The organism is Staphylococcus arlettae, assembly GCF_002902345.1.
In the GTDB taxonomy this organism is placed as follows: domain Bacteria; phylum Bacillota; class Bacilli; order Staphylococcales; family Staphylococcaceae; genus Staphylococcus; species Staphylococcus arlettae.
On record NZ_PPQB01000019.1, the window covers coordinates 35,115 to 61,622 of the forward strand.

Consider the following 26,508-nt stretch of genomic DNA (forward strand, 5'->3'; position numbering starts at 1 on the left):
CTATAGTGTTTATTATATGATTACTGATTCTTCAACAATTTCGACTAAACGGAAACGTTTAGAAGCTGATAAAGGACGAGTTTCTTGAATCTTAACGATGTCCCCTAACTTAGCTGAGTTGTTTTCATCATGAGTTTTATATTTTTTAGAGTATTTTACTCGTTTACCGTATAATTTGTGTGTTTTGTATGTTTCTACAAGTACAGTTACAGTTTTGTCCATTTTATCTGAAACGACTCTACCTACATAAACTTTACGATCATTTCTTTCGCTCACTTTTGTAACCTCCTCTTTCAATTAATTATTGATTAGCTTTACCTTGTTCAATTTCTCTTTCACGAGCAACAGTTTTTAGACGGGCAATCGTTTTTCTGACTGTGCGAATACGTGCAGTTTCCTCTAATTGACCTGTAGCTAACTGAAAGCGTAGGTTAAAAAGCTCTTCTTTCGAAGATTTGATTTGTGCTTCAATCTCTGAAGTGGTTAAGTCTCTAATTTCCTTAGCTTTCATTTGTTTCACCACCCAATTCTTCACGTTTTACAAACTTAGTTTTAACTGGAAGTTTGTGACTTGCTAAACGTAATGCTTCACGCGCAACGTCTTCGTTAACGCCTGCAATTTCAAATAAAATTCTACCAGGTTTTGCTACTGCAACCCAGCCTTCTACAGCACCTTTACCAGCACCCATACGTACTTCTAAAGGTTTTTTCGTATATGGTGTATGAGGGAAGATTTTAATCCAAACTTTCCCGCCACGTTTCATGTAACGTGTCATTGCAATACGAGCTGATTCGATTTGACGAGATGTGATCCAAGAAGTTGTAGTTGCTTGTAAACCATACTCACCAAATGTTACATAGTTACCGCCTTTAGAACGACCAGTTGTTTTAGGACGATGTTGACGACGATATTTTACACGTTTTGGTAGTAACATTATTATTTTCCTCCTTCACTAGTGTTCTTAGTAGGAAGAACTTCTCCACGATAGATCCATACTTTGACACCTAATTTACCGTAAGTAGTGTCAGCTTCTGCGTGTGCGTAACCAATGTCAGCACGTAATGTATGAAGTGGAACAGTTCCTTCTGAATATTGTTCAGCACGAGCGATGTCTGCTCCAGCTAAACGACCTGATACTTGTGTTTTAATACCTTTAGCACCAAGTTTCATAGCTCTTGTAATAGCTTGTTTTTGTACACGACGGAATGAAGCACGGTTTTCTAATTGACGCGCGATGTTTTCTGCAACTAAACGAGCATCTAAGTCAACCTTTTTAATTTCGATTACGTTGATGTGTACTTTTTTATCAGTTAATGAATTTAATTTATTACGAAGTTTTTCAATTTCTGAACCGCCTTTACCGATTACCATACCTGGTTTACCAGTATGAATAGCGATGTTGATACGGTTAGCAGCACGTTCGATGTCTACATGAGAAACTGATGCTTCTTTTAATGCGTTATCAATGAATTTACGGATTTTTAAATCTTCATGTAATAGTGAAGCGAAGTCTTTTTCTGCATACCATTTAGCTTCCCAATCACGAATTACACCGACACGAAGTCCGATTGGATTAATTTTTTGACCCACAGTGTTCCCTCCTTAAATTTTTTATTAAGCTTCTTTAGCTTCTTCTTTACCGTCACTTACGACGATTGTAATGTGGCTTGTACGTTTGTTAATCGCACTTGCACGGCCTTGTGCACGTGGACGGAAACGTTTTAATGTTGGTCCTTCGTTAGCATATGCTTCTTTCACAACTAACTCATCTGTATTCATGTCATAGTTATGCTCTGCATTTGCTAAAGCGGACATTAATAATTTTTCAACAACTGGTGATGAAGCTTTGTTAGTTAATTTTAAAATTGCAATAGCTTCTCCAGCGCTTTTACCTCTAATTAGATCTAATACTAATCTAACTTTACGAGGTGCGATTCTTATAGTTCTAGCAACCGCTTTTGCTTCCATTCGGATTTCCTCCTCTACTTGATAGAAATTATCTTCTAGTTTTTTTGTCGTCTGCAGCGTGTCCTTTAAATGTACGAGTTGGAGCGAATTCTCCTAATTTGTGACCAACCATATCTTCAGTTACAAATACAGGTACATGTTTACGTCCATCGTATACAGCGAATGTGTGACCGATGAAATTAGGGAATACAGTTGAACGACGTGACCAAGTTTTAATTACTTGTTTTTTCTCGCTTTCGCCTTGAGCTTCGACTTTTTTCATTAAATGATCATCGACGAAAGGTCCTTTTTTAATACTACGAGCCATATTGGCGCCTCCCTTCTTATTATGTGCGTGCAGCCTTTAAGCCGCACACCCAAATAAGTTATTATTATTTTTTCTTACGACCACGAACGATAAGTTTATCTGATGATTTCTTACCACGACGTGTTTTCTTACCAAGTGTAGGTTTGCCCCAAGGTGACATTGGAGATGGCATACCGATAGGTGCACGACCTTCACCACCACCGTGTGGGTGATCGTTAGGGTTCATTACAGAACCACGAACAGTTGGGCGAATACCTTTCCATCTTGAACGTCCAGCTTTACCAACGTTAACAAGTTCGTGTTGGATATTACCAACTTGACCAATTGTCGCACGACAAGTTGAAAGAATCATACGTACTTCGCCAGATCTTAATCTTACTAATACATATTTACCTTCTTTACCAAGTACTTGAGCACTTGTACCTGCAGAACGTGCAAGTTGTCCACCTTTACCAGGTTTTAATTCGATATTGTGAATAACAGTACCTACTGGAATAAATTGAAGTGGTAACGCATTACCTACTTTAATATCAGCTGATTCACCATTCTCAACAACTTGACCTACTTGTAAGTTTTTAGGAGCAATGATGTAGCGTTTTTCACCATCAGCATAAACTAGTAATGCAATGTTAGCTGAACGGTTTGGGTCATATTGGATAGAATCTACTTTTGCAGCAATTCCATCTTTGTTACGTTTAAAATCAATAACACGGTATTGACGTTTGTGTCCTCCACCATGATGGCGAACTGTCAATTTACCTTGGTTGTTACGTCCCGCTCTTTTCGGTAGCGGTTGTAATAATGACTTTTCAGGTGTAGTTTTCGTGATTTCAGCGAAATCTAACGTAGTCATATTACGACGACCATTAGTAATTGGCTTATATTTTTTTAGAGCCATTGTCGTTTACCTCCTTATTGGTAATTTTTTAGTTGAATAGATCGATTGATCCTTCTTTTAATTTCACGATTGCTACGCGTCTTTTATTTGTATAGCCTTGGTAACGGCCCATACGTTTTTTCTTTGGTTTGTAGTTAATGATATTTACATTATCAACTTTTACATCAAAGATTTCTTCAACTGCGATTTTAACTTGCGTTTTGTTCGCACGAGTATCAACGGCGAATGTGTACTTATCTTCAGCCATAGCTTCAGAAGATTTTTCAGTGATTACGGGGCGCTTAAGAACGTCTCTTGCTTCCATTATCCGAGCACCTCCTCAACTTTTTTAGCAGCTGCTTCTGTGATTACAACACTATCAGCGCTTGTTAGGTCTAATACGTTTAAACCTTGTGCTGTAGAAACTTGTACTCCAGGGATGTTACGTGCTGACAATGCAACATTCACATCTTCTGATTCTGTAACTACTAATACTTTTTTAGGTTGTTCTAAGTTTGCTAGTACTGTTTTGAACTCTTTAGTTTTAGGAGCTTCAAAGTTAATTGCATCAACTACTGTTAACGCATTTTCTTGTACTTTGTAAGATAATGCTGAACGTAAAGCTAAACGACGCATTTTCTTAGGCATTTTATAAGCATAACTTCTTGGAGTTGGTCCGAATACGATACCACCACCACGCCATTGTGGCGCACGAATTGTACCTTGACGCGCACGTCCTGTACCTTTTTGTCTCCATGGTTTACGTCCACCACCACGTACTGCTGAACGATTTTTAACAGCATGAGTACCTTGGCGTAATGAAGCACGTTGTAAAGTGATTGCTTCAAATAGAACGTCTTTGTTTGGTTCGATTGCAAATACTGCATCATTTAATTCTACTGAACCTGATTTAGTTCCGTCTACTTTTACTACATCATAATTAGCCATTATGCTTTTTCCTCCTTTCGTCTTTATTATTTATTACCTTTTTTAATTGAAGTTGTAATTTCTAATAAGCTTTTCTTAGAACCAGGTACATTACCTTTAACTAAAATAACATTGTTTTCAGTATCTACTTGAACTACTTCTAAGTTTTGTACTGTTACAGTGTTACCGCCCATACGTCCAGGCATTTTTTGTCCTTTGAAAACTTTTGAAGCATCTGAAGCCATACCAACTGAACCTGGTGATCTGTGGAAATGAGAACCGTGACCCATTGGTCCACGTGCTTGGTTATGACGTTTGATTGCGCCTTGGAAACCTTTACCTTTAGATACGCCTGTTACATCAATAACGTCGCCAGCTTCAAATGTATCAACTGAGACTTCTTGACCTACTTCGTATTCATCAACATTAACGTTTCTGAATTCACGAATGAAGCGCTTAGGTGCTGTGTCAGCTTTTTTAGCATGACCTTCAGCTGGTTTACTAGCATATTTGTTTGTTTTGCTATCTTTTTTATAAGCTTTTTTATCTTCAAAGCCTACTTGGATTGCGTTGTATCCGTCAACTTCTTCAGTTTTCTTTTGTAATACAACGTTTTGGTTTGCTTCTACTACTGTTACTGGGATTAATTCACCGTTTTCTCCGAAAACTTGTGTCATCCCGATTTTTCTTCCTAAGATTCCTTTGGTCATCGAAAGTCCACCTCCTAATTTTTTCTATTATAATTTGATTTCGATGTCTACACCAGATGGTAAGTTTAAGCCCATTAGAGCGTCTACTGTTTTAGGTGTAGGGTTAACAATGTCGATTAAACGTTTATGAGTACGTTGTTCGAACTGCTCACGTGAATCTTTGTACTTATGCACGGCACGGATAATTGTATAAACTGATCTTTCAGTTGGTAATGGAATCGGTCCAGAAACATCTGCTCCAGAACGTTTCGCTGTTTCAACAATTTTTTCAGCTGATTGATCAATAACTCGGTGATCATAAGCTTTTAATCTGATTCTGATTTTTTGTTTTGCCATAATTTTCCCTCCTTATTCGTCTACATTTAAGTTGATAGACTTCTCCACGAAAACTATCTCACACAACGCCATGGCAAAGCGGCCGGGTGTGTCAGTAACCTTTCGCTTCCTCGCGTTTCCTTAAAGTCCAACATTAGATATGTTACACGAAAAGCATTGATTTATCAAGCTTTTCTCCAAAACTTTTATAACTTTTGTCTAACACATACTTTGATATTGTACTTGAATTTGTAGCTCACTTCAACCATTTACCTAAAATTTATGAAATTTATATAATTATTTTAGGTTTAAACCATTCCATATTGTTATAAATTTTTCTGTTCTTACTATATAATAGTTATTGATAGGTGGTGAATGATAATGAAGAACGGAATAAGAATAACTTTGCTTATCCTTAGTACTGTTCTAATTTTAAGTGAGCTTATTTATGGCATTCCTTTTTTAGGTGGTAGTTTAATTTTGAGTTTTGGCTGGCAGCCGCTACTTATAAATATTTTTCTTTATTTTATAATCGTACTAATTTTGTTTGTTGATCGCCAAAATTCAATCAAGCCTATGCTTATCATCCCGTTACTTGGTATTATTGGTACGTTTATCGCCTTCATACCATTTATAGGAATGATTGTGCATTGGATACTATTCTTTTTAATGCTATTTTTCATACTTGTTGTACTGTCCTCACCAATATACGTACCAAACAAACATGCTAAAGTAGTTTATACGCAAGATCGTTATGGCAATAGATATTAGTTTATTTATGTTGGAACTATACATTATATAAAAAGAGCATTCGGTTTGATGCCGAATGCTCTTTATTATTAACCATGAACAAATACAAAATATAGAATGAATAAGACCATTAATCCATACATCATAGGATGTACTTCTTTATGTCGTTTGGAAATAAGCATTGTTATCGGATAAAAAATGAATCCACATGCGATACCTGTCGCTATAGAATATGACAGTGGCATCATTATTATAGTAATAAATGATGGTACTGCTACTTCAAATTTACGCCACTCTATTTCAGCGAAGTTAGCAGCCATTAAAACACCTACTACAATTAATGCTGGTGTTGTAACCGCACTAGTAACTACTTCCATTAATGGACTGAAGAAGATAGCCAATAAGAAACAAAGGCCGGTTACTACACTGGCAAATCCCGTACGAGCTCCTACAGCAACTCCAGAAGTTGACTCTATATATGAAGTCGTTGTTGTCGTACCAAAGATAGCACCAACAATTGTCGCTAATGAATCTGAAAATAGAGCTCTACCAGCACGTGGTAATTTGTTATTTTTCATTATACCAGCCTGAGTTGCTACAGCTACTAACGTACCGGCTGTATCGAAAAAGTCGATAAATAAAAATGTTAAAATTACTATTAAAAATTGAACCGTAAATAACTGGCTTGGATCTTTGAAAGCTTCAAAAGCCGCTCCGAAAGTTGGCTCAATACTTGGAACTTTACCTACCACACTACTTGGTGGATCAATTAATCCTGTAATCATACCGGCAATAGAAGTTAAAATCATACCAATAAAAATAGCTCCCGGTACTTTTCTTGCATACATAATGACCGTAACAATAATTCCAAAAATTGTTAATAATACTGGTCCATCTGTAATTTGACCTAAAGTAACTAATGTTGAATCGTTATTCGTAATAATACCTGAACTTTGTAAACCTACAAATGTAATAAAGAGTCCAATTCCTGCTGATACTGCCATTTTCATCTGATGCGGTATTGCGTTAATTATGGTTTCTCGTAATCCGGTCAGTGTTAATATGGCGAAGAATATGCCGGAAAATAGTACTCCGGTTAATCCTATTTGCCATGGAATCCCCATTGTTAAGACGACTGTAAAGGCAAAAAATGCATTTAGTCCCATTCCTGGAGCTAAAGCGATAGGATAACGTGCTATGAGCCCCATAAATAATGACCCTACAAATGCAGCAAGCGCAGTTGCAACAAATATCGCACCTTGATCCATTTTCATATTGTCAGAAACGCCATCGACGCCTGCTAAACTTAATACTTGTGGGTTGACGGCTAAAATATACGCCATGGATAAAAACGTAGTTAAACCACCCAGGACTTCTTTTTTATAGTTTGTTTCATACTTATCAAACTTAAAGTATTTTCTCACGGTTAATTCTCCTTTAATTAAAATACCTTAATATTTTAATACCCAAATTGCTAAAACACAATAGTAAATCCGAACTTTTTGTTTTTTAAATGTTTTTAAGTTCGAATTATCTAAAATTTGAGCCCTTTCAATGCATCCTGGAACGGGTTGTTTTCTATTCCTTCATTATTATTCAAATATTTTTTCATATCTTTTTTGGATACTTTTGCATTCTTTTTATTTTTGTGACGTTGATCCATTTGGGTTTGTGTTTCCGTATGACCACACACACAACGATAAGTGGCATCCTTACCTCTACCAAAAAGCGTCATTTTCTTATGACAATTAGGGCAACGTGCATTGGTTTTTCGTTGGACATTTTTCTTTGTTTTACATTTTGGATCCTGACATACGAGCATGGAACCTTGCTTTGTATTTACTTTAATCATAAATTTCCCACATGTCGGGCACTCTGTAGTAGTTAAATTATCATGTTTATATTTTTGCTCGTTATTTTTAATGTCTGTAACTACAGTTTGTGTAAAGTCCCGCATTTCAGCCATAAATTGTTTCGCACTATATTGACCTTTCTCAATTCTTGTTAATTTATCTTCCCACTCTGCTGTCAATATTGGTGATGTTAATGCTTGAGGTGCTAATTCTAATATTTGTTTACCTTTTTGTGACACTTTAATTTTGCCATCGCGAGACTCAATAGCATTCATATTAAATAGTTTATCAATAATGTCTGCACGGGTAGCTACTGTACCTATACCTCCAGCTTGTTTTAACGATTGTGCATGCTTGCTATCCTTAAAATCAAAAAATTTCTGTGGATTTTCCATCGCTTTCAGTAATGAACCTTCATTAAAATACGATGGTGCAGTAGTTTCATGTTCAGCGATATGTGTCCGACTCACTGATAATGTTGTTCCTTGCTGCCAGTTGCTGTTCAATGCAAAGTTATGTTGCTCGTTATCATACAACGCTTTAAAACCTAATTGTTGTGGTACTTGCCCATTAAAGGAGAAACTATACTCACCTATATTAATTACTATATCAACCGCTTCATATTGATATGGTGGCATTATATTTTCTAAAAAACTTTGAGCAATCAGCATATAAACTTTTTGTTCTTTAGGTGAGAGCGTGTTTAAATCTGCTCGTACTTCAGTTGGAATGATTGCATGGTGATCTGAGACTTTTTGATTATTAATAAATTTGTCTCTTGTGTTAAATGAACGTGACAGTTGTGCTTTGGCATGCTCTTTTAAATCTGTCCCCACAATTGCCTTTAATCGATCTTTCAAAGTAGAAACCATATCATCCGTTAAATAATTAGAATCTGTACGTGGATAAGTTACTAATTTGTGGCGTTCATACAATACTTGTAATGTATTTAACGTTTCTTTAGGATTAAATCGAAAACGCTTATAGGCATCTTGTTGCAAATCCGTTAAATTATATAATTTTTGAGGATATGCTTTTTTAGCTTTACGCTCAATTGACTGGATACTTGCAGTTTGATGTTTAACTTTCTCACTTATATCCGCAAAAACGTCTTTATTTTTATGTTGTTTCGGAGTTGTACAGTTAAATTTCAAACCTTCTACTTCTATATTTAATGTATAGTATGTTTCTGGTTGGAATTGATTAATTTCATTTTGACGCATTTGCACTAATTGAATCGTTGGTGTTTGGACACGTCCTAAGGAAAGTTGCGCATCATATTTTGTCGTAAGTGCACGAGTCGCATTTATACCAACAATCCAGTCTGCTTCACTTCTTGCTAATGCTGCTTGATAAAGATTATTGTATTGTCTACCGTCTTTAAGTTTATTAAAACCATCTTTAATAGCTTTAGGTGTTACAGAACTAATCCATAATCGTTTAATTGGTTTAGTATTATGCACCTTATCTAATATTAATCGTGCGACGAGTTCCCCTTCTCTACCAGCATCAGTCGCAATAATTATTTCATTTACACTTTGTTTATTGATTAATGCTTTAACTGTTTGAAATTGTTTTTTAGTTTTAGCAATTACTACTGTTTTCATTGTCGACGGAATAATAGGTAAATCTGCTAATTTCCATTCTTGATACGCTTTGTCATATTGTTCAGGAGTTGCATTTGTTACTAAATGACCTAATGCCCAAGTTACTATATAACGATTATTTTCAAAATAACCATTTTTTCCTTCGTTTATATTTAACGCTTTCGCGATATCTTTTCCTACTGAAGGCTTCTCAGCTAATATAAGAGATTTCATAATTTCGCCCTTTCAAATTTATAATAATATTATTGTAACATGTATATAGCACATCTTAGCTTTCAATTCTCATCAAATATACCTATAATTAAAGTAATATATTTAGGCTAGGTCTTTTTATAAAGGAGGTATATATCATGGACACAATTAAACTAAATAATATCACTCAAATTCAATCATTTATTAATAGCGCAGATCGACATATGGCTTCATATTTATATAAATTGCCACAACAAGAAGATGCATTGCTCTCATTAATTGAACAATCAATCGAGGCACCAGGTGTTTATGCACGCGTTAACGACAATAATCAAGTTCAGATGTTACTGTTAGCTGTCGCCTATGGTGAAAATAAATTTAAGATGATTGGTCCTTTCATAGCACATGGACTTACTGATGTAATAAATGAATTTAATACACTATTCACAGCAATGTACCAAGCATATCCAGCGACAGCAAACTTTAATTTCACTTTTGAAGAAACAGAACAAGATTTCACTGAAGCGATGAAAACAATTAATGCCTACTACAACTTTACAGATTATCATTTAGAGGCAACTTCTGATGTAGGTGAATTAACTCATGAACAAAACATTACCGAATATCATCCTGCTTATTATCGTTCTTTTGGCAAACTACATGAACATACATTTTATCATGATGCCATGACAACTGATGAAATCATTAATTCATTAAAACAAACCAACCACTTATTTACATTCATGTCAGAAGGTGTGTTAAAAGGTTATGTATATTTACAAGTATTTGAAAATGCTCAAACTGCTGAAATTAAATACTTTACCTCCCATTCAGATTATCGCTTTATGGGAATCGCCTTCGATTTACTTAAATATACTTTGCATTATGCATTTGCACACTATAACTTATCAAAAATTTCATTTAAGATACGCAGCAAGAATGCAACACTAGTTGAGCGTTTTGATGAATTAGGTTTTCACATAAATAATGAATTTAAAAAATTTAAATTTGTACTTGCCAATGTTTAATACTGTCTTAATATTTATTATTTCTAAATCACTAATGTTTGTAACTTAACATTATATAACTGCTATATAAAGGTAGGTCGAGACACTTATGATGTCTTAGCCTACCTTTTACATTGTTTTAAATACAATTTTTAGTAGTTACAACGACACCCAAATATTGTACTACCCTCGTTTTTTATGGCGTAGCATTATCCGTTACACGAAAAGAACAAACATCATTCCCTCAAATATACTTTCACCTTAAAATAAGGTATTTATCCTCACGTCTTCTGCCCTTTTATGTTTATTCTTCAGACTATTCATTCAAGGAAAAATATAAACGTTCTAAATTAAAACGCTTTCAAAATAAATTTCTTTTTACTAAGTTATAATTTTCCTTTAAAATATATATTTGTAGCTATTCAAATTGTGGATGGCTGAACGTACAAATTCATAGAGAGAGAAGTGAGTAATAGCATGGACTTATTAATTGCACTATTACCTGCACTATTTTGGGGTAGTGTTGTTTTAATTAACGTATATGTCGGTGGTGGCCCTTTCAACCAAATCAGAGGTACTACTTTAGGTGCGTTAATTATCGGGATTATCTTATTGTTAACTGGTAATACAGAATTTGACAAACCAATTGTCATTATCGTCGGTCTGATCTCCGGTGCCTTTTGGGCATTAGGTCAAGGCTACCAATTAAAATCAGTTAACTTAATCGGTGTATCTAAAACAATGCCTATATCAACTGGTTTACAATTAGTTGGTACAACATTGTTTAGTGCCATATTCTTAGGAGAATGGAGTACAGGGACACAAGTAACACTTGGCTTAGTTTCAATGTTGTTATTAGTTATCGGTATTGCATTAACTTCTATTAAAGGAAAAAATGAAGCAGCCGACACTACAAATAACTTTAGTAAAGCAATGGTTATCTTATTAATTTCAACTGTTGGTTATGTTGTATATGTAGTTGTAGCTCAAATTTTCGGTGTAGATGGTACAAGTGCTTTATTCTTCCAATCTATTGGTATGGCCATTGGTGGATTTATTTTATCAATGAAACACGAAACATCAATCAAGAGTACAGCTTTAAATTTAATTCCTGGTATCGTGTGGGGTATCGGTAATTTATTTATGTTCTATTCTCAACCAAGAGTTGGAGTAGCAACAAGTTTCTCATTTTCACAATTACTAGTTATTGTATCAACACTTGGTGGTATCTTCCTATTAGGAGAGCGTAAAGATAAGCGCCAAATGATTGGTATATGGGCAGGAATTATATTAATTATTATTGCCGCATTTATTTTAGGTAATTTGAAAGGTTAACTTGCAGTTTTAAGGAGGAGTTTTTATGTTTAAAGATTTAGAAGGCAAAGTAGTAGTTATCACTGGGGCTGGTAGTGGTTTAGGAAAATCATTCGCCGAAGAATTTGGTAAAGCTCAAGCAAAAGTTGTATTAAATTATTTATCTGACCATCATATTCCAGATGTAGATGCTTCAATTCGTTTGATCGAAGAAGCTGGTGGACAAGCTATAAAAGTTCAAGCGGACGTTTCAATAGAAGACGATGTTAATCGTTTGGTAAATACAGCTATTGAACATTTTGGTACGTTAGACATTATGATGAACAATGCTGGATTTGAAAAACCAATCCCTACGCATGAAATGTCTGTTGCAGAATGGCAAAAAGTAATTGATATTAACTTAACTGGAGCATTTATGGGAGCTAAAGCTGCTGTGAATCATTTTCTACAAGAGAACAAAAAAGGTGTTATTATCAATACCTCTAGTGTACATGACACTATACCTTGGCCAAACTACGTTAACTACGCAGCAAGTAAAGGTGGACTTAAATTAATGATGGAAACCATGTCTATGGAATATGCACAATATGGTATCCGTATTAATAATATATCTCCTGGGGCTATTGTTACTGAACATACTCGTGAAAAATTCTCTGATCCAGAAACACGTGCTGAAACTCTAGAGATGATTCCTGCTAAAGAAATAGGCGAAGTACAACAAGTTGCTAACGTCGCGCTATTTTTAGCTTCTGATTTCTCTAATTACATTCACGGTACAACAATTTATGTTGACGGTGGAATGACGAACTACCCTGCCTTTATGGGTGGAAAAGGATAAATCTAATATTGCAAAAACAAGTTCGAGACAATCATGTCTTTGACTAAAAAATAAACGTCAATTTCTATTGAAAAGATATAGAAATTGGCGTTTTCTTTAGATTTATGAAATATCATCACTCAAAATTATTCTTTAACATTTTGTTTTCGACGGTTATTATGTTTTAAATAACAAAATGTAAATTGTACCTACTGACTTCTAATAAAATAGTATGCGTGAGAGACTACAGGCTCGAACCATACACCAAGCAAGCATGCACGGTCAAAACCAAATGTTTTCAAATATAAAATTAAAGTTTTCATTGGTAATTTAAATTATGTACTGCGAAAATCTTTATACATAAAGTACATCGTTTATTTATTTTCGTAATATTAATCAACTCGTACGAATTGACCTTTTTTGAATAGAAAAATATAAATTGTCCCGATTTTGAATCGTGCTGACGTCCGGGGAAATAGTATGCGTGAGAGACTATTGGCTCGAACCATACCCCAGGCAAACATGCACGATCAAAATCAAATGTTTTATATATAAGGAGGACCAATCCATATTAAGGATTGGTCCTCTTATTTTGAGCATGGAAATTTATATCCAATCTCATTTTGTTATATAAATAGCGCCTGATAAACATAAATAATTACTATACTAATCACTATCGTCAAGTTGGTAACCATGCCAACAATCGGTAAAGTTTTATATTTAAATTGTATAGAGTACGGAATAATAGACACACCTACTGGTAACAACCATGTTATCAATAATGTTGTTTTAATCATTGCATCATCTACAGGTAAGAAAAAATACACCAGTATTCCTGCAATTAATCCTAAACCATAATGTAATGATAAATATTTTAACACCAATGGTAAGTAACGTTTTTCAATATTAAAACTCAACATTAAACCAAGTAATAACATTGATAATGGCATGTTAGCCTGTGACAATACTGAGAAAAAGTCAATAACAGGCTTAGGAAAATGAATATTGAGCAAATTTAAAATAAACATAATCATATAAGTCATTAAAGGCACAGATTTCACAATATTTTTACCTAAATATTTGAAATCAAAGCTATCCGGTCCTTCACTAAAATAGCTACCAACGAAATAAGTAACACCAAACATTATGATAGCGCCACCGATGTCTGCCATTCCAAAGTAAATCATTCCTTTTTCAGGCCATATCGCCTCAACTAACGGATACGCAAATAAACCTATATTTAAAGAAGCTGTCATCATTCCTACTGTCCCACGAACTTGGTTATCATGATTTAAAAAACACCAAATCACAATAATCTTTGCTAAAACACCAAAAATGATCATCATAATAGGTAAAATTGATAATGAAAGGTCCAATTCTGCTTTATTTAAATTAACAATGACTAAAGAAGGAAGCGTAATATTAAGTACTAATGTAGCAAATATTTGGCTATCATTAGCTTTAAAGTATTTTAACTTTTTTAGACCATACCCTAATGCAATAAGTAAAATAATTATAATGAATTGTTGCGTCACTTTAATCCTTCTTTCCAACATACATTTCGTTTTCAATACATTTTCATACTATAACACTTTTGTACTTGTTTTAGAACCATTCAATTCCATGTTATAATTTTATCTAATATATAATTAAATTAAAGGAGATATTATAATGGATTTAAATTCTAAATTAGCAGAACTTAAAGATGATTATATTAGATTACAAAATGACTTAGATAAAAGAGAGTCAGTAAATCAAGATACCGATCCTTTACACCGTCAATTAGCTCAAATTGAAAATGAAATTGCTGATATTCGTTCAAAAATGCGTCAAAAAGAAAGTGAATAACATTCTAGTCAGCACTTTTGTTTCATGCTAAGATTAAAGGCGAACTTTGAAAGGATGTTAGATATGCAACTTTACTTGGTATTGTTACCTATACTTTACTTAATTGTGAGTTATATAAGTATATATAAAATGAATACAATATTCACTCGCATTCTACGAATAATAATGGCATTATTGTTATTATTCGTTGTAGCAGTCACTACACTATCTTTCCCATTGTCTAATTGGTGGGTATTTGTAGTATTACTATTACTCGTAGGTAATGTAGAAGTAACTGCATTTAAATATGGTAAGCAAGATATTAAAGGTGTTAAAATTTTAAACATTTTAACAGCGATTTTACTCGTTATCTATATCATTTTAACACTTGTACTTTATTAATTTGCTTGAACTAAAAAAATAAAACCACTGATATAGCTTATGTTAATGCAGCTATATCAGTGGTTTTATTTATATATAAAGCTATGGTTACTCAATGAGATGCTATTTACTGTTCAATAAGGTAACTAAGCATAATTCATTTCACAAAGTTAAGTTTGACTATTTTCTTTTTATTTTTTTAGAAACTGTTATTTTGGCTTTTGTTAATTTAGGTTTTACATTTTCAATCACTTGATACAGTGGTTTATTGAGTACGTAGTCAAATTCACCAATTTTTTCACTTAAATATGTGCCCCACACTTTTTTGAAAGTCCACAAGCCATAATGACTTGAATCTTTGTCAGGGTCATTGTCAGTACCACCAAAATCATAAGTTTTTGCGCCTTGTTGTCTTGCGTATTGCATCATAGCAAATTGCATATGATGATTCGGTAAAAAGTCACGATATTCATTTGACGACGCACCATATAGATAATAAGATTTGTCGCCTGCAAACATGAGTAACGCGCCTGATAAATACATACCATCAGGATGCTTTTGCTCTAAAGTCTCCATATCTTGTATCAACGCTTGTGTTTTTTCTACCTTATTATCTACATCATTTATTTTATTTAAAGTTTTTTTATCTTGTTTTTTCTCAAGTAACTTCGCTCGCTCTTGTTCTAGTTGTATCATTTCTGCTCTCAAATCTGTTAATACAGGTTTTGGTTCTAATTTAACTAAAAAGAGCTCTGCATCACCATCTTCATGTAATGCATCATATATATTTTGAAAATATGAAATATCTCGTGTTAAGAAACCATCACGTTCACCTGTAATTTTCATTAAGTTTGCAAACGTTTCTAAACCATCACGCCCTGCACGTTCTACGGTAGTGCCTCGTTTCAATGCTAATCTCACCTTAGAACGATTACGACGTTCAAAGCTTTGAATTAAACTTTCATCGTCTTTATCTATTGGGGTAATCATCGTCATACGTGGTTGAATATAATCTTTAGATAAGCCTTCTTTAAAGCCTTTATGTTTAAAGCCTAGTTCTTTTAAATGTTTTAATGCTGTTGTGCCATTCTCCACTTCAACATCTGGATCAATTTTAATCGCATAGGCCTTTTCTTGTTTGGCAACTTGAATAGCATATTCTAACAACGCTTCAAGTGCTAATTTATCATTATAATCTGTGACAAAACCACGAGAAACATAACATAGTGTGAAAGGTAGTTTCGGTACTTTTTTAAATAACAGCTGGCCAACTCCTTTAACTTCGCCATTTTCTCCAACAGCGATACGTTTAGAATACCAACCTGTTAGTTGTTTCGTTTCAGCCCATTTTGTTAATTGGAGCAAATCACCATTAGGATGATTTTTAACAAAAGCATCATGGTCTTGATTTGTGATATTCATCTTTTCCATATTATTCTTTTTCTCCTTTGTCTATACGATGATTTAATTATACAATGCTTGCCGCTTTCTTTCACGTTGTAGCTTCAATTTTGTTATAATTAAAGAAACACTTAAAATGAGGTATTTGTTATGCGTATTATAATTATTCTGTTATTATTAGTTGCCAATTTGTTTGTATTTATACAATCCGCATCACAAACGTTATCAATTGATAATTTAAGTTTACGTATTTTACTTGTTGCGTTGACGTTAGTATTGTCAACATTCTTTTTGTTATTAAGAAGCAATAAGGTTGCAACCTACTTATCAATTATAACATTAATTTTTTCTCTAATACACATTATCTATATCGCACATACTGCATATGAATATATTTATTAATCTGCATCAAATCGATATCTGATCCCTCTAATAATAAGCGAGTATGATGAAGTAGCCTTTTCATCCTTTAAAATTACAGTATGGTACTTAGAAACCTGACCATCATATATTTCATACACTATAGTGTCATTGGGTAATTTTAATGATGTGTAGGTTTCTGTATCATCAATAATTTCCATATCGAACCAAGTTTGCCATTTTTGAACAGTCACTGCGCGTTCAGTACTATCGATACGTATTTGCTTTACAGTGAATTCTTGTTGCTGAAATGGGGCCAACTTTTTATTTCTAACAGCAAGTGGTTCCTCCCATTGTATGAAAAATGGCGGTTTTACTCGATAATCTGGATCGGCTATGTACAACAAGCGCCAATGTATTTTATTCCCCTTTTCATCTACACGATGCATATTGACAGGTCCGACAACATCTACATCTTTGGCAATTAATTGCTGTTTTACTAAATCTAAATCATCTGTTTGAAACGCCACTGTTTTTAAACCTTGAGCAAAGTTATCTTGAATTATTTTAGATGGAAACGATACTCTACCTTCTTCTGACTTAGTAATTTTCCGTAATATTTCAGCATTATAAACATCCAATAACTCAATATACGCATTATCCAAGTACACTAAGCGATTAAAAGTTCCCAATTTTTCATGTTTTCCCCCATCATAAATACGCAGTAATTCTCCCGGATATTTAAATGTTTGAAGCTGATTTATATAATGAATCATGTGATCTAATTTTAGATTCAACTTAATTCCCCCTATTGCTTTATTCACCTTAATCATAACAAATCAACGCTGACTTTACCGTTAAAAACAAAAGTAATAACTTACTATAGTTATCTATTCTCAAAATATATTACACAGCTATTGATTTATATTGCTATTTACCTTACAATGGGGTTTGTCACAAAATAAGGTTAGCAAAGCTAACTATTTCTTGAAGGAGTTTGTTATGGATACCAAAAATTTATTCAATAGTTTAACCGCTGTATATAGACCTTATGTCAAACTATTCCAACCAATATTTGAGCGATATGATTTATATCCAGCCCAATGGTTAGTGTTAAAAGATATTGGCCTCAATGCACCGACGACACTCGTTCAAATTTCAAAGAGACGTGCAATTGAAAAACCAACAACGCGTAAAATACTAAAAGTACTATCAGAAAAAAATTTGTTATCTGTAACACAAGGTAAAGACAAAAGAGAACGTATTTTGACTTTATCACTTCAAGGTCAATCCCTATATGACGAAATCAATAACCAGATTGAATCTGTGCAAGAACAAATCGTTGCAGACACAGGATTAACAGCAGATGATTTAGCAACAACTATCAAAACTGTCACAGCAATTCATTCACAATTATCAACACTTGAGGAGGAATAATGTGTGGCTCAATCAACACTAAAATCGCCCATATGGACAAAAAGTTTTAATATTAATTTTCTAACTAATTTTTTAGTCTATTTATGTATGTATCTATTAATAGTTATAATTGCTAGTTATACTAAATCAACTTACAATGTTTCTGATAGCGTGGCTGGACTTGTTTCTGGCCTTTTTATTATTGGTTCATTAATTGGTCGATTTGCTACAGGGAAGTATGTTAATAAAATAGGACCAAAACGCATTTTATTAATTGGTTTAATCTTGTTAATTATAACGCAATTATTTTATTTTATTGAAGGTTCTATTACTATTCTAATGATTACTAGAATTCTTAATGGTATTGCTACCGGAGTAACAACTACAGCAACAGGAACTATTGCAGCTTATGTAACACCAGCTGAACGTAAAAGTGAAGGTATCAGTTTATTTTCATTAAGTTTAGTAATCGGTGCCGCAATTGGGCCATTTTTTGGTTTATTATTAATTGGTGCTTTCCCTATTAGCTTCTTATTCACTATTTGCTTATTGTGTGGCATCGTTAGTTTGTTAATATCTTTCTTCATTAATATTCAATTTGACATTACACAACCTGCGAAAACACCATCAACAACTCCCAAAAAAGCCTTTGACATTAATAATTATATAGCAAAAGAAGCTATACCGGTTGCTATTATTATGATGATTGCAGGCTTGAGTTACTCTTCAATTTTAACGTTCTTACAATTTTTTGCTGAAGAGATTAATTTAGTAACGTTATCAAGCTATTTCTTTATATTCTATGCTATTGCGTCATTAATTACACGACCAGTAGCTGGTCGCTTAATGGATGATAAAAATGAAAATGTGGTGGTATATCCCGCATTTATATTCTTAATACTAACTTACTTTGTCTTAAGTATAACTGATACTGGTTGGATGCTTATAGTTGCCGGGTTATTACTTGGAGCAGGTTACGGTAATATATCATCGAGTATGCAGGCAATTGCCATCAAAGTATCACCACCTGCAAAATATGGTATCGCCACATCTACTTATTTTATAGGTTTAGATTTAGGTCTTGGTTTTGGACCATATGTATTAGGATTTATTACATCTACACTTTCATATGGTCAATTGTATGGCATAATGGCTATTATGATCATATTTACGACCTTCCTCTATTTCTTTGTTCACGGACGGAAAGTCAAACGCAGTCAGCTCTAATATAAAAATAAAAGCAGGTCAATGCCTATGCGCATTGACCTGCTTTTATAATCTGTTTTTTATGTAGGTATTACACTCTAACTAAACAAGATAAAATTGTTATTTCACTAATTGTGTCGTTTCAATCGCTGACGTTATATCTTGTAACAATGTTAATTGTTTATCATCAAAATAATAAAAGACTTGGCGTTCATCTGACTCTGAACGTACTTTAGAAATAAGTTCTTTTTTATAAATCTTACGAATAATGACATCAATTTTACTTGTATCCCATAACATCTCAAAATGCAATGTATCACGCAATACCTTGCCGCTAATTTTTTCTGCTTCAAACACTTTGTATAATACTACGAATTCTTCCATTGATAAACCTTGCGTCGTTTTAAGCCAGTGCTTTAATTGACTTAAAGCCTTTTCAGATGCGATAAATTGTTGAACTTTATTTTCCATATTAAGACCAGCCTCCAGTAATTTTCTAGTTGTTTTTAAATTTAAAATGGCTTTATTTATAGTAATATGCTTTTAAAATATTATATAACAGTTCCATCTTTAAATCTATAATTTTTAGTTTTTAGTTTTAACTAGGTGTTTTGCAATGTTATTTAAATTAATATTATGTATTTCACTTCTTAAGCATTGATAAAGTTACAATTTTTATTATAGTAATTTTTTAAATTCAACTATTTGAACATTACCTAAGATAATAATGTAGTACGTTAATAAAAATAACTTTAGCTTTAATTGCCGCGAAAAAAATAAACGCATTTCATCTGTTTGCATAAAAAATTCCCTTTAAAGTCGAAACTTTAAAGGGAATAGCTAATTATTATAATAGATAGTTATTACAAATTTAAGTTAAGTAATATTAACCACCTATATAGTTCATATTAATTTTTTGGCGTTTACGGTTAGCTACAGTTTGTTCTGTACGTTCATCAGAATAACGATCGTCTCTTACACCCCATAATGCTTTAAACTTAGCTTTCAACTCACTATCTGTGGCACCATTTCGCATAAAGTTTTTCAAATCAAAGCCATCAACAGCACTAAATAAACAGCCATAAAACTTGCCATCAGATGACAAGCGTGCACGCGTACATGTCGAACAAAAAGATTGTGATACACTTGTGATCAATCCAAACTGTGCACCGTTATCATTATGACGATAATATTTAGCTACTTCTCCGTAGTATTTCGGTGGAACAGGTGTAATATCATAAGCTTCTTCGATTGTGCTAAGCATCTCATCTTTTGTAACCACCTTACTAAAGTCCCAACCATTATCATTACCAACATCCATAAACTCAATAAACCGAATTTCGATTTTTTTGTCTTTAAAATATTGTATCATTGGTAATATTTGATCATCATTGACTCCCTTTTGAATAACTACATTAACTTTAACTTTAAAACCAATTGCAATGGCATAGTCAATTTGCGATAAGATGGTTGAAGCTTTAATATTACGATTGTTAATCGCTTGGAACACCTCATCATCTATTGCATCTAAACTGACATTGATACGACGTAAGCCCGCATTATATAAATTTTGACCATGTTTTTTTAACAGCAATCCATTTGTTGTTAAGCCTATATCTTCTATCGCTTCAATTTGCGATAACTGCTCAATAAATTTATATAAATCACGGCGTAATAAGGGTTCGCCACCAGTTATACGTATCTTTTTCACACCTAAGTCAGTGTAAAGCTTAGCTATTCGCGTCATTTCATCAAAAGTTAGCAATTCATCTTTCGGTAAGAATACAAAATCATCACCAAATATTTCCTTTGGCATACAGTAGTCACAGCGAAAATTACATCTATCAGTTACTGATAATCTCAAATCACGAATTGGTCTTCCTAATTTATCCGTTATTTGTTCGCTCATCTTAAAGCCCCCCTTACTGCTTTAATGTTTGCTCTAAAGAGGCTAAATCTTGTTGGTAGTTAATATTTTTATACCAATAGTCAGGTGCATTTATCTTTTTCACATCTAACCAATCATGTGCCACTCGTGTGTACACATTTTTCAAACTATAATCACCGGAATTTAAAGCACGCTCGATAACTTTAAATGTATTAGGACTATAGAATGCAATTGTTGGTATCGGTCGCTCATCTGCTATAAAACCTGCTATATCTAATTGATCTTCAATTAAATGTTCCACCATAAATTGATAAAGGTTACTAATAGCTTTTTGCGTTATCATAGGTGTGTCTACGGAAATTACAAAAAACAGTTCTTCTTCTTTATAATGCCCCATAACTGTATAGATTCCTGCCAAAGGGCCTTTATCACGATGTAGTGGATTGTCGACAAGTACATCTAAATGTTCAAATTTTTTCTCTAATTGTTCATTGGTGCTAATAATAATTTGATTAAACATATTAGTAGCATTGAGTACTTCAATAATGCGTTGATAAAAATATTGCCCTTGTATTTGTGCAAATGCTTTTTGATCGCCGAAACGTTCTGATTGGCCTCCGGCAAGGATAATTGCTTTCATTTCTCTATTAACCTCCGCTAACTGGTGGAATCAATGCTACAATATCCATATTTTTCACCGTATCATTGTCTTGGACGAACTCTTCATTAACAGCTATTTGATACGTTTTTTCTGACACTTCAGGATATTTAGCATTGATTGTCTCTTTTAATTGTTTAACTGATATACTATCATTTATTTCTATAATTTCAGTATTTTTCTTCAAAATTTCTTTTAATTCGGCAAAATACAGAATTTGCATAGTTATCTCCTTTCAACTGCATCATCATAATAACCACGTTGATGACCTTGCCATTGTGCACCGTCTTCCCAAATTTCTTTTTTCCAAATAGGTACAATCTCTTTAATACGCTCAATTGCGTACTCATTCGCTTGATATGCAGCTTTTCGATGTGGTGCAGCCACACTAATTAATACTGCAATATCTGAAATATTCAATGGCCCAATTCTATGTACAATTGCTATAGTCGTACCAGGCCACTCTTTTGAAATTTCATCACCTATTTGAGCTAACTTTTTTTCTGCCATTGGTATATATGCTTCGTATTCTAGATATTGAGTCTTCACACCTTTAGTCCACTCTCGGACATGTCCTGTAAATACTACGACAGCACCTTTATGCGCATCGACTACAAATTCTCTATATTGTTCTGGTTCGATTGGTTGCTCAATTACTTCAAACTGCTTCATGTTATCAACCCTTTAGCTGTAATAAATGACCGTAACCATAAATTATAATCGTTTAAAGCTTCCTGATCATTCAATGTTAAACTATATTGAACATTGGTCAACGTTAATAGTTCAGTCAATGCTTCTTGATCTCGATAAATAACAACCTTATCAAAATCTTCATGTTTAAAACCTTCTACCAATGTAATATCACAGTCTATTGTAACAGATGAGTCAATCAGTGTTGAAAGGTTCTGCTTTGGTTGGCGTGTAACGGATTGTTGAACATAATTACCTTGCACAATAGCTTGATCAGCTCCGGCATTAAAATGTTTCATATGATCCACGTTACTATGTTGTAAAGTGATTTCATCGTCTATGTGACCGTGATTTTTTATTGTCACAACACGCAAATTGTGTGCTTTCAACAACGCAACTGTATGTTCCATTAATGTCGTCTTACCTGAATTTTTATATCCTACAATTTGCAAAATCATAACAATAATTCCGTTTCAAATGCTGTAGAATCAGTTAATATGACATCAACCGTATAACCTTTTTGATACCCTCGTGTTCCGCCTGGTAACATAATCATCGCATTACTATGTGCAATAGCAATGACGGCACCTGATTTATTGAAGCCTGAAGGTACTACGGTCATTTCTTTGCCGTTAAACGTTGTTGTGGCACGGATAAAGCGACTAAAAGGATTAGGCTTTGCAAAGGCTTCCATTAATGTAGCTTGTACAATTTGAGGATAGATTGCATTTGCCCCCATCATGGCATATACAGCTGGTTTGACAAATAATTCAAAACCAGTAAAGCAGGCTGATGGGTTACCGGATAGACCAAATAAATAAGTGTCCTTTGTTACTGCAACTGTAGTCACACTACCGGGACGCATCGCTACTTTGTTAAACAACACGTTTGCTTGTAATGCCTCGTAAATAGCAGGCAAGTAGTCGAAGTCGCCAACTGAAACACCACCTGTTGTAATTACAATATCATGTTCTTCTGTAGCTTGTTTAACCACTGCAATACTACTCTCTAAATCATCATGTTGTATTTTATACACTTTACTCGTGAGCTTGTGTTTAGTAATGAGTGCATTAATCATTGGACCATTAGAGTTTCTTATTTTTCCAGGTTCCAATGGGTCAGCAACATCTAACAGTTCACTGCCAGTAGCAATAATTGCTACGCTTGGTTTTCGATAAACTGGAACTTCAGTATAGCCATATGTAGCTAATACTGCGATAGCACCTGCATTAATATGTTGTCCTCGCTGTAAAACGACATCATTTTCTTGTGTTTCTTCACCTTGTAATGACACATTTTCATGATGTTCAAAAGGTTTTCTAATAGAAAATGAGTCGTCATCTTCTATTGTTTGTTCTAACATCACGACTGCATCTGCACCTTCTGGAATAGCTGCACCAGTCATAATTCTTATAGCTTCACCTTGTGCTAATGTTTTGTCTGATACCGACCCTGCTCCGATATGATCAATCACCCTAAATGTTTTTCTATGTTCTCCACTCGCATTTTGTGAGTCAACACTTCTAATAGCAAATCCATCATATGGCGATTTATTAAATCTTGGGATGTCATAAGTTGCAATAATATCTTGCGCTAAAATGTAACCTAAACTTTCATCTAATGCTACTGTAGTAGTAGGCATAACAAAGCTTTCTTTTACAACACGCTCAATTGCATCTTTAACTGGTATGGGCGTTCTCTTTTCTACAGTCATTGTATTGCTCCTTTCAAAATATAATTCATGTTATAATATGTCATGTTGAGGAGGTAAATTATGTCTGATTTTACACATATAAATGAACAAGGTAACGCTAAAATGGTAGATGTTTCCACTAAAGATATTACAAAACGTTCAGCAACTGCACACTCAAGTATTACCGTAAATGCTAATATTTACCAGCAAATTATCGAGCATACGAATCACAAAGGTAATGTACTTAATACAGCTCAAATTGCAGGCATTATGGCTGCTAAAAATACTGCTATAATAATTCCTATGTGTCACCCATTACCTTTAACAGGTATCGATGTTAATTACCGTTGGCATACAACTGATTCGGAATATACACTTAATATTGAAGTAACAGTTTCTACTACCGGTAAAACTGGCGTAGAAATGGAAGCTTTAACCGCTGCATCTGTAGTTGCATTAACTATTTATGATATGACGAAAGCACTAGATAAAGGTATGATCATTGGTAACACGTATTTGGAAGCAAAATCTGGAGGTAAGTCCGGAGACTATCAACGTAATGGTAATACCAACGACTTGGAATAGCATTGAATACGATTAAACGCATATACGAAATGATATGCGTTTAATTTTTTTTAGTCATCTCATGTACTAAATGTGTCAATTCGACACGGATTAATTTGGTTATGGCTAATCGGATTGCACCTGTAGAACCGGGTAGGCAAAAGATTAATTGTTGATTCATCGTTCCACCCAACGCTCTTGACAACAACGCACGGGTACCAACATCCTCGGTATAACTTAAATATCTAAATAGTTCACCAAAGCCTTCTATTTCTTTGGTCAACATCGGTTTCACGGCTTCAATCGTTACATCTCTTGGAGCTATTCCCGTACCTCCAGTGGTAATAATCACATCTATTGCTAAACTTTTCCATGTTTCAATTACTTGCTGAATCGACACTAAATCATCTTTGACAATTTCGTACTGCTGAATCACTACTTCATCCGACATCTCAGTAAGTAATTCTTGTATTAATTGCCCACCCTTATCTGTAGTTTTATCTCTCGTATCTGAAACTGTTAATACGGCACAATTAATTGGCCTATTCAACTTCACATTCGTATGCACTATTATCCCCCCCTTTTAACCAAATAATTTATTCACTAAAGTGGCGGCTTGTGCTGGCTTGGTCATACCATGAATGAGCAATCTACCATTTTGAAAACTTATAATACGATGTCCTTCATATTGAAACATTATCATATAATTATTAGATTTAAATGGAATTGCTTTAGCTATTAAAAATTGATGCAACATTTCCTGGGAAATAGTTGGATTATCAAACTGTACAGTATCTCTTCCACATAGCGTTGCATATTGTTTATTCGCTTGTGTTAACTCGGTAAATTGTGGGTGATCGCCACATGTCTCACAATCTGCTCGATGCATTTTGCTAAAACCAAAGGCATGATGTTCTCCTGACCACACGTCCCCATAAGTATATTTAGTGTCAACTTCAGCACCTACGATTAACTTGAGTGCATCTTTAATTTGGAGACTTGTTGTCATGGTAACTGCAGGTTGAATCACACCTACAGTATCACACGTCATATTAATGGCAGGTAATTGTGGTAACAAGCAATTAAAACACGGTGTCTTACCGGGACTAAAAACAGCTTCAACATAAGTACTTTGAACTACGCCACCATATATCCACGGAATACGCTGCTTATATGCAAAACCATTAATTAAACGTCTAGTATCAAAATTATCTGTAGCATCAATAATTAATGTTATATTGTGCCCATATTGTTCTAACGTTGCAGGTGTCACATGTTCTACATATGCGTGAATATCGACATCACTGCTTATTTGTTTTAATGCTTGTTCGGCAGCTATTGCTTTAGGTAGCGCTTCAAGCGCATCTTGTTCAGTAAATAATGTTTGTCTTTGCAAGTTACTATACTCAATATAATCACGATCTATAATAGTTATTTCACCTATACCTGCGCGCACTAGCCCTTCAGCTACATGTGTACCCAATGCACCCATACCTATAATTAAGATATGTGCTTTAGCAATCAATGTTTGACCTTGCTGACCTATGTTTTGAAATAATATTTGCCTAGAATAACGTCCATTAGTCACCTTAATACCCCTTTTTTTATCGTTAACTTCATTATAGAACTTGTAGTCACCTGTAACAATAGTTTCAAACAAATCATAGATTTATTTCATATTTATCTCAATTGACAATTAATTTATGCAACATAATATTGGCATTGCTTTGACCTGATTCCTGTGGAAATAGCACGCGTCGAAGATTACAAGATGAGACA

35 protein-coding genes are annotated in these 26,508 nt (G+C 34.0%); 10 read left to right on the forward strand and 25 right to left on the reverse strand.

The window, feature by feature from the left end:
* Positions 1 to 12 precede the first annotated feature (12 nt).
* The 11 genes from rpsQ to rpsJ all read right to left on the reverse strand — a co-directional run bounded on the left by rpsQ (position 13) and on the right by rpsJ (position 5,126).
* A complete protein-coding gene (gene rpsQ / locus CD036_RS09185) occupies positions 13 to 276 on the reverse strand; it encodes a 30S ribosomal protein S17 (protein ID WP_002509268.1) in 264 nt (87 codons plus the stop codon).
* A 25-nt stretch (positions 277 to 301) separates the two neighbouring features.
* The gene (rpmC, locus tag CD036_RS09190) at positions 302 to 511 is read right to left on the reverse strand and encodes a 50S ribosomal protein L29 (protein ID WP_002509269.1); all 210 of its coding nucleotides are present in this window, start codon (positions 509 to 511) and stop codon (positions 302 to 304) included.
* Positions 501 to 935: a 50S ribosomal protein L16 gene (rplP, locus tag CD036_RS09195; RefSeq protein ID WP_002509270.1), complete on the reverse strand. Its 435-nt coding sequence runs from the start codon at positions 933 to 935 to the stop codon at positions 501 to 503. Before rplP ends, rpmC begins: the two co-directional genes overlap by 11 nt.
* A 2-nt stretch (positions 936 to 937) precedes the next feature.
* Positions 938 to 1,591, reverse strand: coding sequence for a 30S ribosomal protein S3 (gene rpsC, locus CD036_RS09200; protein ID WP_002509271.1), 654 nt, complete (start codon positions 1,589 to 1,591; stop codon positions 938 to 940).
* Positions 1,592 to 1,615: 24 nt separating this feature from the next.
* On the reverse strand, positions 1,616 to 1,969 hold the full coding sequence (rplV, locus tag CD036_RS09205) for a 50S ribosomal protein L22 (protein WP_002509272.1): 354 nt from the start codon (positions 1,967 to 1,969) through the stop codon (positions 1,616 to 1,618).
* Positions 1,970 to 1,997: 28 nt separating this feature from the next.
* On the reverse strand, positions 1,998 to 2,276 hold the full coding sequence (rpsS, locus tag CD036_RS09210; protein WP_002509273.1) for a 30S ribosomal protein S19: 279 nt from the start codon (positions 2,274 to 2,276) through the stop codon (positions 1,998 to 2,000).
* Between the two features lie 64 nt (positions 2,277 to 2,340).
* Complete coding sequence (gene rplB / locus CD036_RS09215) at positions 2,341 to 3,174, reverse strand: 50S ribosomal protein L2 (RefSeq protein ID WP_002509274.1); 834 nt, start codon at positions 3,172 to 3,174, stop codon at positions 2,341 to 2,343.
* Positions 3,175 to 3,202: 28 nt separating this feature from the next.
* A complete protein-coding gene (gene rplW, locus CD036_RS09220) occupies positions 3,203 to 3,478 on the reverse strand; it encodes a 50S ribosomal protein L23 (RefSeq protein ID WP_103388492.1) in 276 nt (91 codons plus the stop codon).
* Entirely contained in the window at positions 3,478 to 4,101 is a 624-nt protein-coding gene (gene rplD / locus CD036_RS09225) for a 50S ribosomal protein L4 (protein ID WP_002509276.1), read from the reverse strand. Before rplD ends, rplW begins: the two co-directional genes overlap by 1 nt.
* A 26-nt stretch (positions 4,102 to 4,127) precedes the next feature.
* Positions 4,128 to 4,790 (reverse strand): 50S ribosomal protein L3, encoded by a 663-nt coding sequence (gene rplC, locus CD036_RS09230; protein ID WP_002509277.1) that lies wholly within the window; start codon positions 4,788 to 4,790, stop codon positions 4,128 to 4,130.
* A gap of 27 nt (positions 4,791 to 4,817) precedes the next feature.
* Positions 4,818 to 5,126: a 30S ribosomal protein S10 gene (gene rpsJ, locus CD036_RS09235; protein ID WP_002471362.1), complete on the reverse strand. Its 309-nt coding sequence runs from the start codon at positions 5,124 to 5,126 to the stop codon at positions 4,818 to 4,820.
* 360 nt (positions 5,127 to 5,486) lie between these two features.
* On the opposite strand from rpsJ, the gene CD036_RS09240 reads away from it, so the two are divergent.
* Positions 5,487 to 5,876: a hypothetical protein gene (locus tag CD036_RS09240; RefSeq protein ID WP_002509278.1), complete on the forward strand. Its 390-nt coding sequence runs from the start codon at positions 5,487 to 5,489 to the stop codon at positions 5,874 to 5,876.
* A gap of 68 nt (positions 5,877 to 5,944) precedes the next feature.
* On the opposite strand, the gene CD036_RS09245 is transcribed toward CD036_RS09240, so the two are convergent.
* Both CD036_RS09245 and CD036_RS09250 read right to left on the reverse strand, forming a co-directional pair.
* Positions 5,945 to 7,279 carry an NCS2 family permease gene (locus CD036_RS09245; protein WP_002509279.1) on the reverse strand — a complete coding sequence of 445 codons (1,335 nt, stop codon included), beginning with the start codon at positions 7,277 to 7,279 and terminating at the stop codon, positions 5,945 to 5,947.
* Positions 7,280 to 7,389: 110 nt separating this feature from the next.
* Positions 7,390 to 9,528 carry a DNA topoisomerase III gene (locus CD036_RS09250; protein WP_103388493.1) on the reverse strand — a complete coding sequence of 713 codons (2,139 nt, stop codon included), beginning with the start codon at positions 9,526 to 9,528 and terminating at the stop codon, positions 7,390 to 7,392.
* A gap of 137 nt (positions 9,529 to 9,665) precedes the next feature.
* Between CD036_RS09250 and CD036_RS09255 the strand changes: the two genes are divergently transcribed.
* The 3 genes from CD036_RS09255 to CD036_RS09265 all read left to right on the forward strand — a co-directional run bounded on the left by CD036_RS09255 (position 9,666) and on the right by CD036_RS09265 (position 12,666).
* Positions 9,666 to 10,535 carry a GNAT family N-acetyltransferase gene (locus CD036_RS09255; RefSeq protein WP_002509281.1) on the forward strand — a complete coding sequence of 290 codons (870 nt, stop codon included), beginning with the start codon at positions 9,666 to 9,668 and terminating at the stop codon, positions 10,533 to 10,535.
* 456 nt (positions 10,536 to 10,991) lie between these two features.
* Positions 10,992 to 11,849, forward strand: a complete 858-nt coding sequence (locus tag CD036_RS09260; RefSeq protein ID WP_021458966.1) for a RhaT/GlcU family sugar-proton symporter — start codon at positions 10,992 to 10,994, stop codon at positions 11,847 to 11,849.
* Between the two features lie 25 nt (positions 11,850 to 11,874).
* Positions 11,875 to 12,666, forward strand: coding sequence for a glucose 1-dehydrogenase (locus CD036_RS09265; protein WP_002509283.1), 792 nt, complete (start codon positions 11,875 to 11,877; stop codon positions 12,664 to 12,666).
* Positions 12,667 to 13,271: 605 nt separating this feature from the next.
* On the opposite strand, the gene CD036_RS09270 is transcribed toward CD036_RS09265, so the two are convergent.
* The gene (locus CD036_RS09270) at positions 13,272 to 14,180 is read right to left on the reverse strand and encodes an AEC family transporter (protein WP_103388494.1); all 909 of its coding nucleotides are present in this window, start codon (positions 14,178 to 14,180) and stop codon (positions 13,272 to 13,274) included.
* A gap of 136 nt (positions 14,181 to 14,316) precedes the next feature.
* On the opposite strand from CD036_RS09270, the gene CD036_RS13175 reads away from it, so the two are divergent.
* Both CD036_RS13175 and mspA read left to right on the forward strand, forming a co-directional pair.
* On the forward strand, positions 14,317 to 14,493 hold the full coding sequence (locus CD036_RS13175) for an SE1832 family protein (RefSeq protein ID WP_002509285.1): 177 nt from the start codon (positions 14,317 to 14,319) through the stop codon (positions 14,491 to 14,493).
* 63 nt (positions 14,494 to 14,556) lie between these two features.
* Complete coding sequence (mspA, locus tag CD036_RS09275) at positions 14,557 to 14,874, forward strand: membrane stabilizing protein MspA (protein WP_002509286.1); 318 nt, start codon at positions 14,557 to 14,559, stop codon at positions 14,872 to 14,874.
* Positions 14,875 to 15,033: 159 nt separating this feature from the next.
* On the opposite strand, the gene CD036_RS09280 is transcribed toward mspA, so the two are convergent.
* Positions 15,034 to 16,284, reverse strand: coding sequence for a lipid II:glycine glycyltransferase FemX (locus tag CD036_RS09280; RefSeq protein WP_002509287.1), 1,251 nt, complete (start codon positions 16,282 to 16,284; stop codon positions 15,034 to 15,036).
* A gap of 120 nt (positions 16,285 to 16,404) precedes the next feature.
* On the opposite strand from CD036_RS09280, the gene CD036_RS09285 reads away from it, so the two are divergent.
* Positions 16,405 to 16,656, forward strand: a complete 252-nt coding sequence (locus CD036_RS09285) for a hypothetical protein (RefSeq protein WP_002509288.1) — start codon at positions 16,405 to 16,407, stop codon at positions 16,654 to 16,656.
* Here CD036_RS09285 and CD036_RS09290 read toward each other — a convergent pair.
* Positions 16,653 to 17,411 carry a VOC family protein gene (locus tag CD036_RS09290; RefSeq protein ID WP_167867851.1) on the reverse strand — a complete coding sequence of 253 codons (759 nt, stop codon included), beginning with the start codon at positions 17,409 to 17,411 and terminating at the stop codon, positions 16,653 to 16,655. The two genes, CD036_RS09285 and CD036_RS09290, sit on opposite strands and share 4 nt — an antisense overlap.
* Positions 17,412 to 17,616: 205 nt before the next feature.
* Between CD036_RS09290 and CD036_RS09295 the strand changes: the two genes are divergently transcribed.
* Positions 17,617 to 18,051: a MarR family winged helix-turn-helix transcriptional regulator gene (locus tag CD036_RS09295; protein ID WP_021458965.1), complete on the forward strand. Its 435-nt coding sequence runs from the start codon at positions 17,617 to 17,619 to the stop codon at positions 18,049 to 18,051.
* A 3-nt stretch (positions 18,052 to 18,054) separates the two neighbouring features.
* Positions 18,055 to 19,257, forward strand: a complete 1,203-nt coding sequence (locus CD036_RS09300) for an MFS transporter (protein WP_002509291.1) — start codon at positions 18,055 to 18,057, stop codon at positions 19,255 to 19,257.
* Between the two features lie 99 nt (positions 19,258 to 19,356).
* On the opposite strand, the gene CD036_RS09305 is transcribed toward CD036_RS09300, so the two are convergent.
* The 7 genes from CD036_RS09305 to CD036_RS09335 all read right to left on the reverse strand — a co-directional run bounded on the left by CD036_RS09305 (position 19,357) and on the right by CD036_RS09335 (position 24,186).
* Positions 19,357 to 19,707 (reverse strand): SarA family transcriptional regulator, encoded by a 351-nt coding sequence (locus tag CD036_RS09305; RefSeq protein WP_002509292.1) that lies wholly within the window; start codon positions 19,705 to 19,707, stop codon positions 19,357 to 19,359.
* A 415-nt stretch (positions 19,708 to 20,122) separates the two neighbouring features.
* Entirely contained in the window at positions 20,123 to 21,145 is a 1,023-nt protein-coding gene (gene moaA, locus CD036_RS09310) for a GTP 3',8-cyclase MoaA (protein ID WP_103388496.1), read from the reverse strand.
* A 13-nt stretch (positions 21,146 to 21,158) separates the two neighbouring features.
* Positions 21,159 to 21,764 carry a molybdenum cofactor guanylyltransferase MobA gene (mobA, locus tag CD036_RS09315; protein WP_103388497.1) on the reverse strand — a complete coding sequence of 202 codons (606 nt, stop codon included), beginning with the start codon at positions 21,762 to 21,764 and terminating at the stop codon, positions 21,159 to 21,161.
* Positions 21,765 to 21,771: 7 nt separating this feature from the next.
* The gene (moaD, locus tag CD036_RS09320; protein WP_002509295.1) at positions 21,772 to 22,005 is read right to left on the reverse strand and encodes a molybdopterin converting factor subunit 1; all 234 of its coding nucleotides are present in this window, start codon (positions 22,003 to 22,005) and stop codon (positions 21,772 to 21,774) included.
* A gap of 2 nt (positions 22,006 to 22,007) precedes the next feature.
* Positions 22,008 to 22,454 (reverse strand): molybdenum cofactor biosynthesis protein MoaE, encoded by a 447-nt coding sequence (locus CD036_RS09325; protein WP_002509296.1) that lies wholly within the window; start codon positions 22,452 to 22,454, stop codon positions 22,008 to 22,010.
* Entirely contained in the window at positions 22,451 to 22,930 is a 480-nt protein-coding gene (gene mobB / locus CD036_RS09330) for a molybdopterin-guanine dinucleotide biosynthesis protein B (protein ID WP_002509297.1), read from the reverse strand. Before mobB ends, CD036_RS09325 begins: the two co-directional genes overlap by 4 nt.
* The gene (locus CD036_RS09335; RefSeq protein ID WP_103388498.1) at positions 22,927 to 24,186 is read right to left on the reverse strand and encodes a molybdopterin molybdotransferase MoeA; all 1,260 of its coding nucleotides are present in this window, start codon (positions 24,184 to 24,186) and stop codon (positions 22,927 to 22,929) included. The genes mobB and CD036_RS09335 overlap by 4 nt, the downstream gene beginning before the upstream one ends.
* A gap of 60 nt (positions 24,187 to 24,246) precedes the next feature.
* Here CD036_RS09335 and moaC point away from each other — a divergent pair, with 60 nt between their 5' ends.
* The gene (gene moaC, locus CD036_RS09340) at positions 24,247 to 24,750 is read left to right on the forward strand and encodes a cyclic pyranopterin monophosphate synthase MoaC (RefSeq protein WP_103388499.1); all 504 of its coding nucleotides are present in this window, start codon (positions 24,247 to 24,249) and stop codon (positions 24,748 to 24,750) included.
* Positions 24,751 to 24,790: 40 nt separating this feature from the next.
* On the opposite strand, the gene CD036_RS09345 is transcribed toward moaC, so the two are convergent.
* Both CD036_RS09345 and CD036_RS09350 read right to left on the reverse strand, forming a co-directional pair.
* Positions 24,791 to 25,297, reverse strand: coding sequence for a MogA/MoaB family molybdenum cofactor biosynthesis protein (locus CD036_RS09345; protein ID WP_021458961.1), 507 nt, complete (start codon positions 25,295 to 25,297; stop codon positions 24,791 to 24,793).
* A 15-nt stretch (positions 25,298 to 25,312) separates the two neighbouring features.
* The gene (locus CD036_RS09350) at positions 25,313 to 26,317 is read right to left on the reverse strand and encodes a ThiF family adenylyltransferase (RefSeq protein ID WP_103388500.1); all 1,005 of its coding nucleotides are present in this window, start codon (positions 26,315 to 26,317) and stop codon (positions 25,313 to 25,315) included.
* Between the last annotated feature and the right edge of the window lie 191 nt (positions 26,318 to 26,508).

What these genes read in the sequence shown, in the direction of transcription:
- rpmC (WP_002509269.1), bottom strand. Translation starts at nt 511, where the DNA reads ATGAAAGCTAAGGAAATTAGAGACTTAACCACTTCAGAGATTGAAGCA.
- rplP (WP_002509270.1), bottom strand. Translation starts at nt 935, where the DNA reads ATGTTACTACCAAAACGTGTAAAATATCGTCGTCAACATCGTCCTAAA.
- rplV (WP_002509272.1), bottom strand. Translation starts at nt 1,969, where the DNA reads ATGGAAGCAAAAGCGGTTGCTAGAACTATAAGAATCGCACCTCGTAAA.
- rpsS (WP_002509273.1), bottom strand. Translation starts at nt 2,276, where the DNA reads ATGGCTCGTAGTATTAAAAAAGGACCTTTCGTCGATGATCATTTAATG.
- rplB (WP_002509274.1), bottom strand. Translation starts at nt 3,174, where the DNA reads ATGGCTCTAAAAAAATATAAGCCAATTACTAATGGTCGTCGTAATATG.
- rplW (WP_103388492.1), bottom strand. Translation starts at nt 3,478, where the DNA reads ATGGAAGCAAGAGACGTTCTTAAGCGCCCCGTAATCACTGAAAAATCT.
- rplD (WP_002509276.1), bottom strand. Translation starts at nt 4,101, where the DNA reads ATGGCTAATTATGATGTAGTAAAAGTAGACGGAACTAAATCAGGTTCA.
- rplC (WP_002509277.1), bottom strand. Translation starts at nt 4,790, where the DNA reads ATGACCAAAGGAATCTTAGGAAGAAAAATCGGGATGACACAAGTTTTC.
- rpsJ (WP_002471362.1), bottom strand. Translation starts at nt 5,126, where the DNA reads ATGGCAAAACAAAAAATCAGAATCAGATTAAAAGCTTATGATCACCGA.
- CD036_RS09240 (WP_002509278.1), top strand. Translation starts at nt 5,487, where the DNA reads ATGAAGAACGGAATAAGAATAACTTTGCTTATCCTTAGTACTGTTCTA.
- CD036_RS09250 (WP_103388493.1), bottom strand. Translation starts at nt 9,528, where the DNA reads ATGAAATCTCTTATATTAGCTGAGAAGCCTTCAGTAGGAAAAGATATC.
- CD036_RS09255 (WP_002509281.1), top strand. Translation starts at nt 9,666, where the DNA reads ATGGACACAATTAAACTAAATAATATCACTCAAATTCAATCATTTATT.
- CD036_RS09260 (WP_021458966.1), top strand. Translation starts at nt 10,992, where the DNA reads ATGGACTTATTAATTGCACTATTACCTGCACTATTTTGGGGTAGTGTT.
- CD036_RS09265 (WP_002509283.1), top strand. Translation starts at nt 11,875, where the DNA reads ATGTTTAAAGATTTAGAAGGCAAAGTAGTAGTTATCACTGGGGCTGGT.
- CD036_RS13175 (WP_002509285.1), top strand. Translation starts at nt 14,317, where the DNA reads ATGGATTTAAATTCTAAATTAGCAGAACTTAAAGATGATTATATTAGA.
- mspA (WP_002509286.1), top strand. Translation starts at nt 14,557, where the DNA reads ATGCAACTTTACTTGGTATTGTTACCTATACTTTACTTAATTGTGAGT.
- CD036_RS09280 (WP_002509287.1), bottom strand. Translation starts at nt 16,284, where the DNA reads ATGGAAAAGATGAATATCACAAATCAAGACCATGATGCTTTTGTTAAA.
- CD036_RS09285 (WP_002509288.1), top strand. Translation starts at nt 16,405, where the DNA reads ATGCGTATTATAATTATTCTGTTATTATTAGTTGCCAATTTGTTTGTA.
- CD036_RS09295 (WP_021458965.1), top strand. Translation starts at nt 17,617, where the DNA reads ATGGATACCAAAAATTTATTCAATAGTTTAACCGCTGTATATAGACCT.
- CD036_RS09305 (WP_002509292.1), bottom strand. Translation starts at nt 19,707, where the DNA reads ATGGAAAATAAAGTTCAACAATTTATCGCATCTGAAAAGGCTTTAAGT.
- moaA (WP_103388496.1), bottom strand. Translation starts at nt 21,145, where the DNA reads ATGAGCGAACAAATAACGGATAAATTAGGAAGACCAATTCGTGATTTG.
- mobA (WP_103388497.1), bottom strand. Translation starts at nt 21,764, where the DNA reads ATGAAAGCAATTATCCTTGCCGGAGGCCAATCAGAACGTTTCGGCGAT.
- moaD (WP_002509295.1), bottom strand. Translation starts at nt 22,005, where the DNA reads ATGCAAATTCTGTATTTTGCCGAATTAAAAGAAATTTTGAAGAAAAAT.
- CD036_RS09325 (WP_002509296.1), bottom strand. Translation starts at nt 22,454, where the DNA reads ATGAAGCAGTTTGAAGTAATTGAGCAACCAATCGAACCAGAACAATAT.
- mobB (WP_002509297.1), bottom strand. Translation starts at nt 22,930, where the DNA reads ATGATTTTGCAAATTGTAGGATATAAAAATTCAGGTAAGACGACATTA.
- CD036_RS09335 (WP_103388498.1), bottom strand. Translation starts at nt 24,186, where the DNA reads ATGACTGTAGAAAAGAGAACGCCCATACCAGTTAAAGATGCAATTGAG.
- moaC (WP_103388499.1), top strand. Translation starts at nt 24,247, where the DNA reads ATGTCTGATTTTACACATATAAATGAACAAGGTAACGCTAAAATGGTA.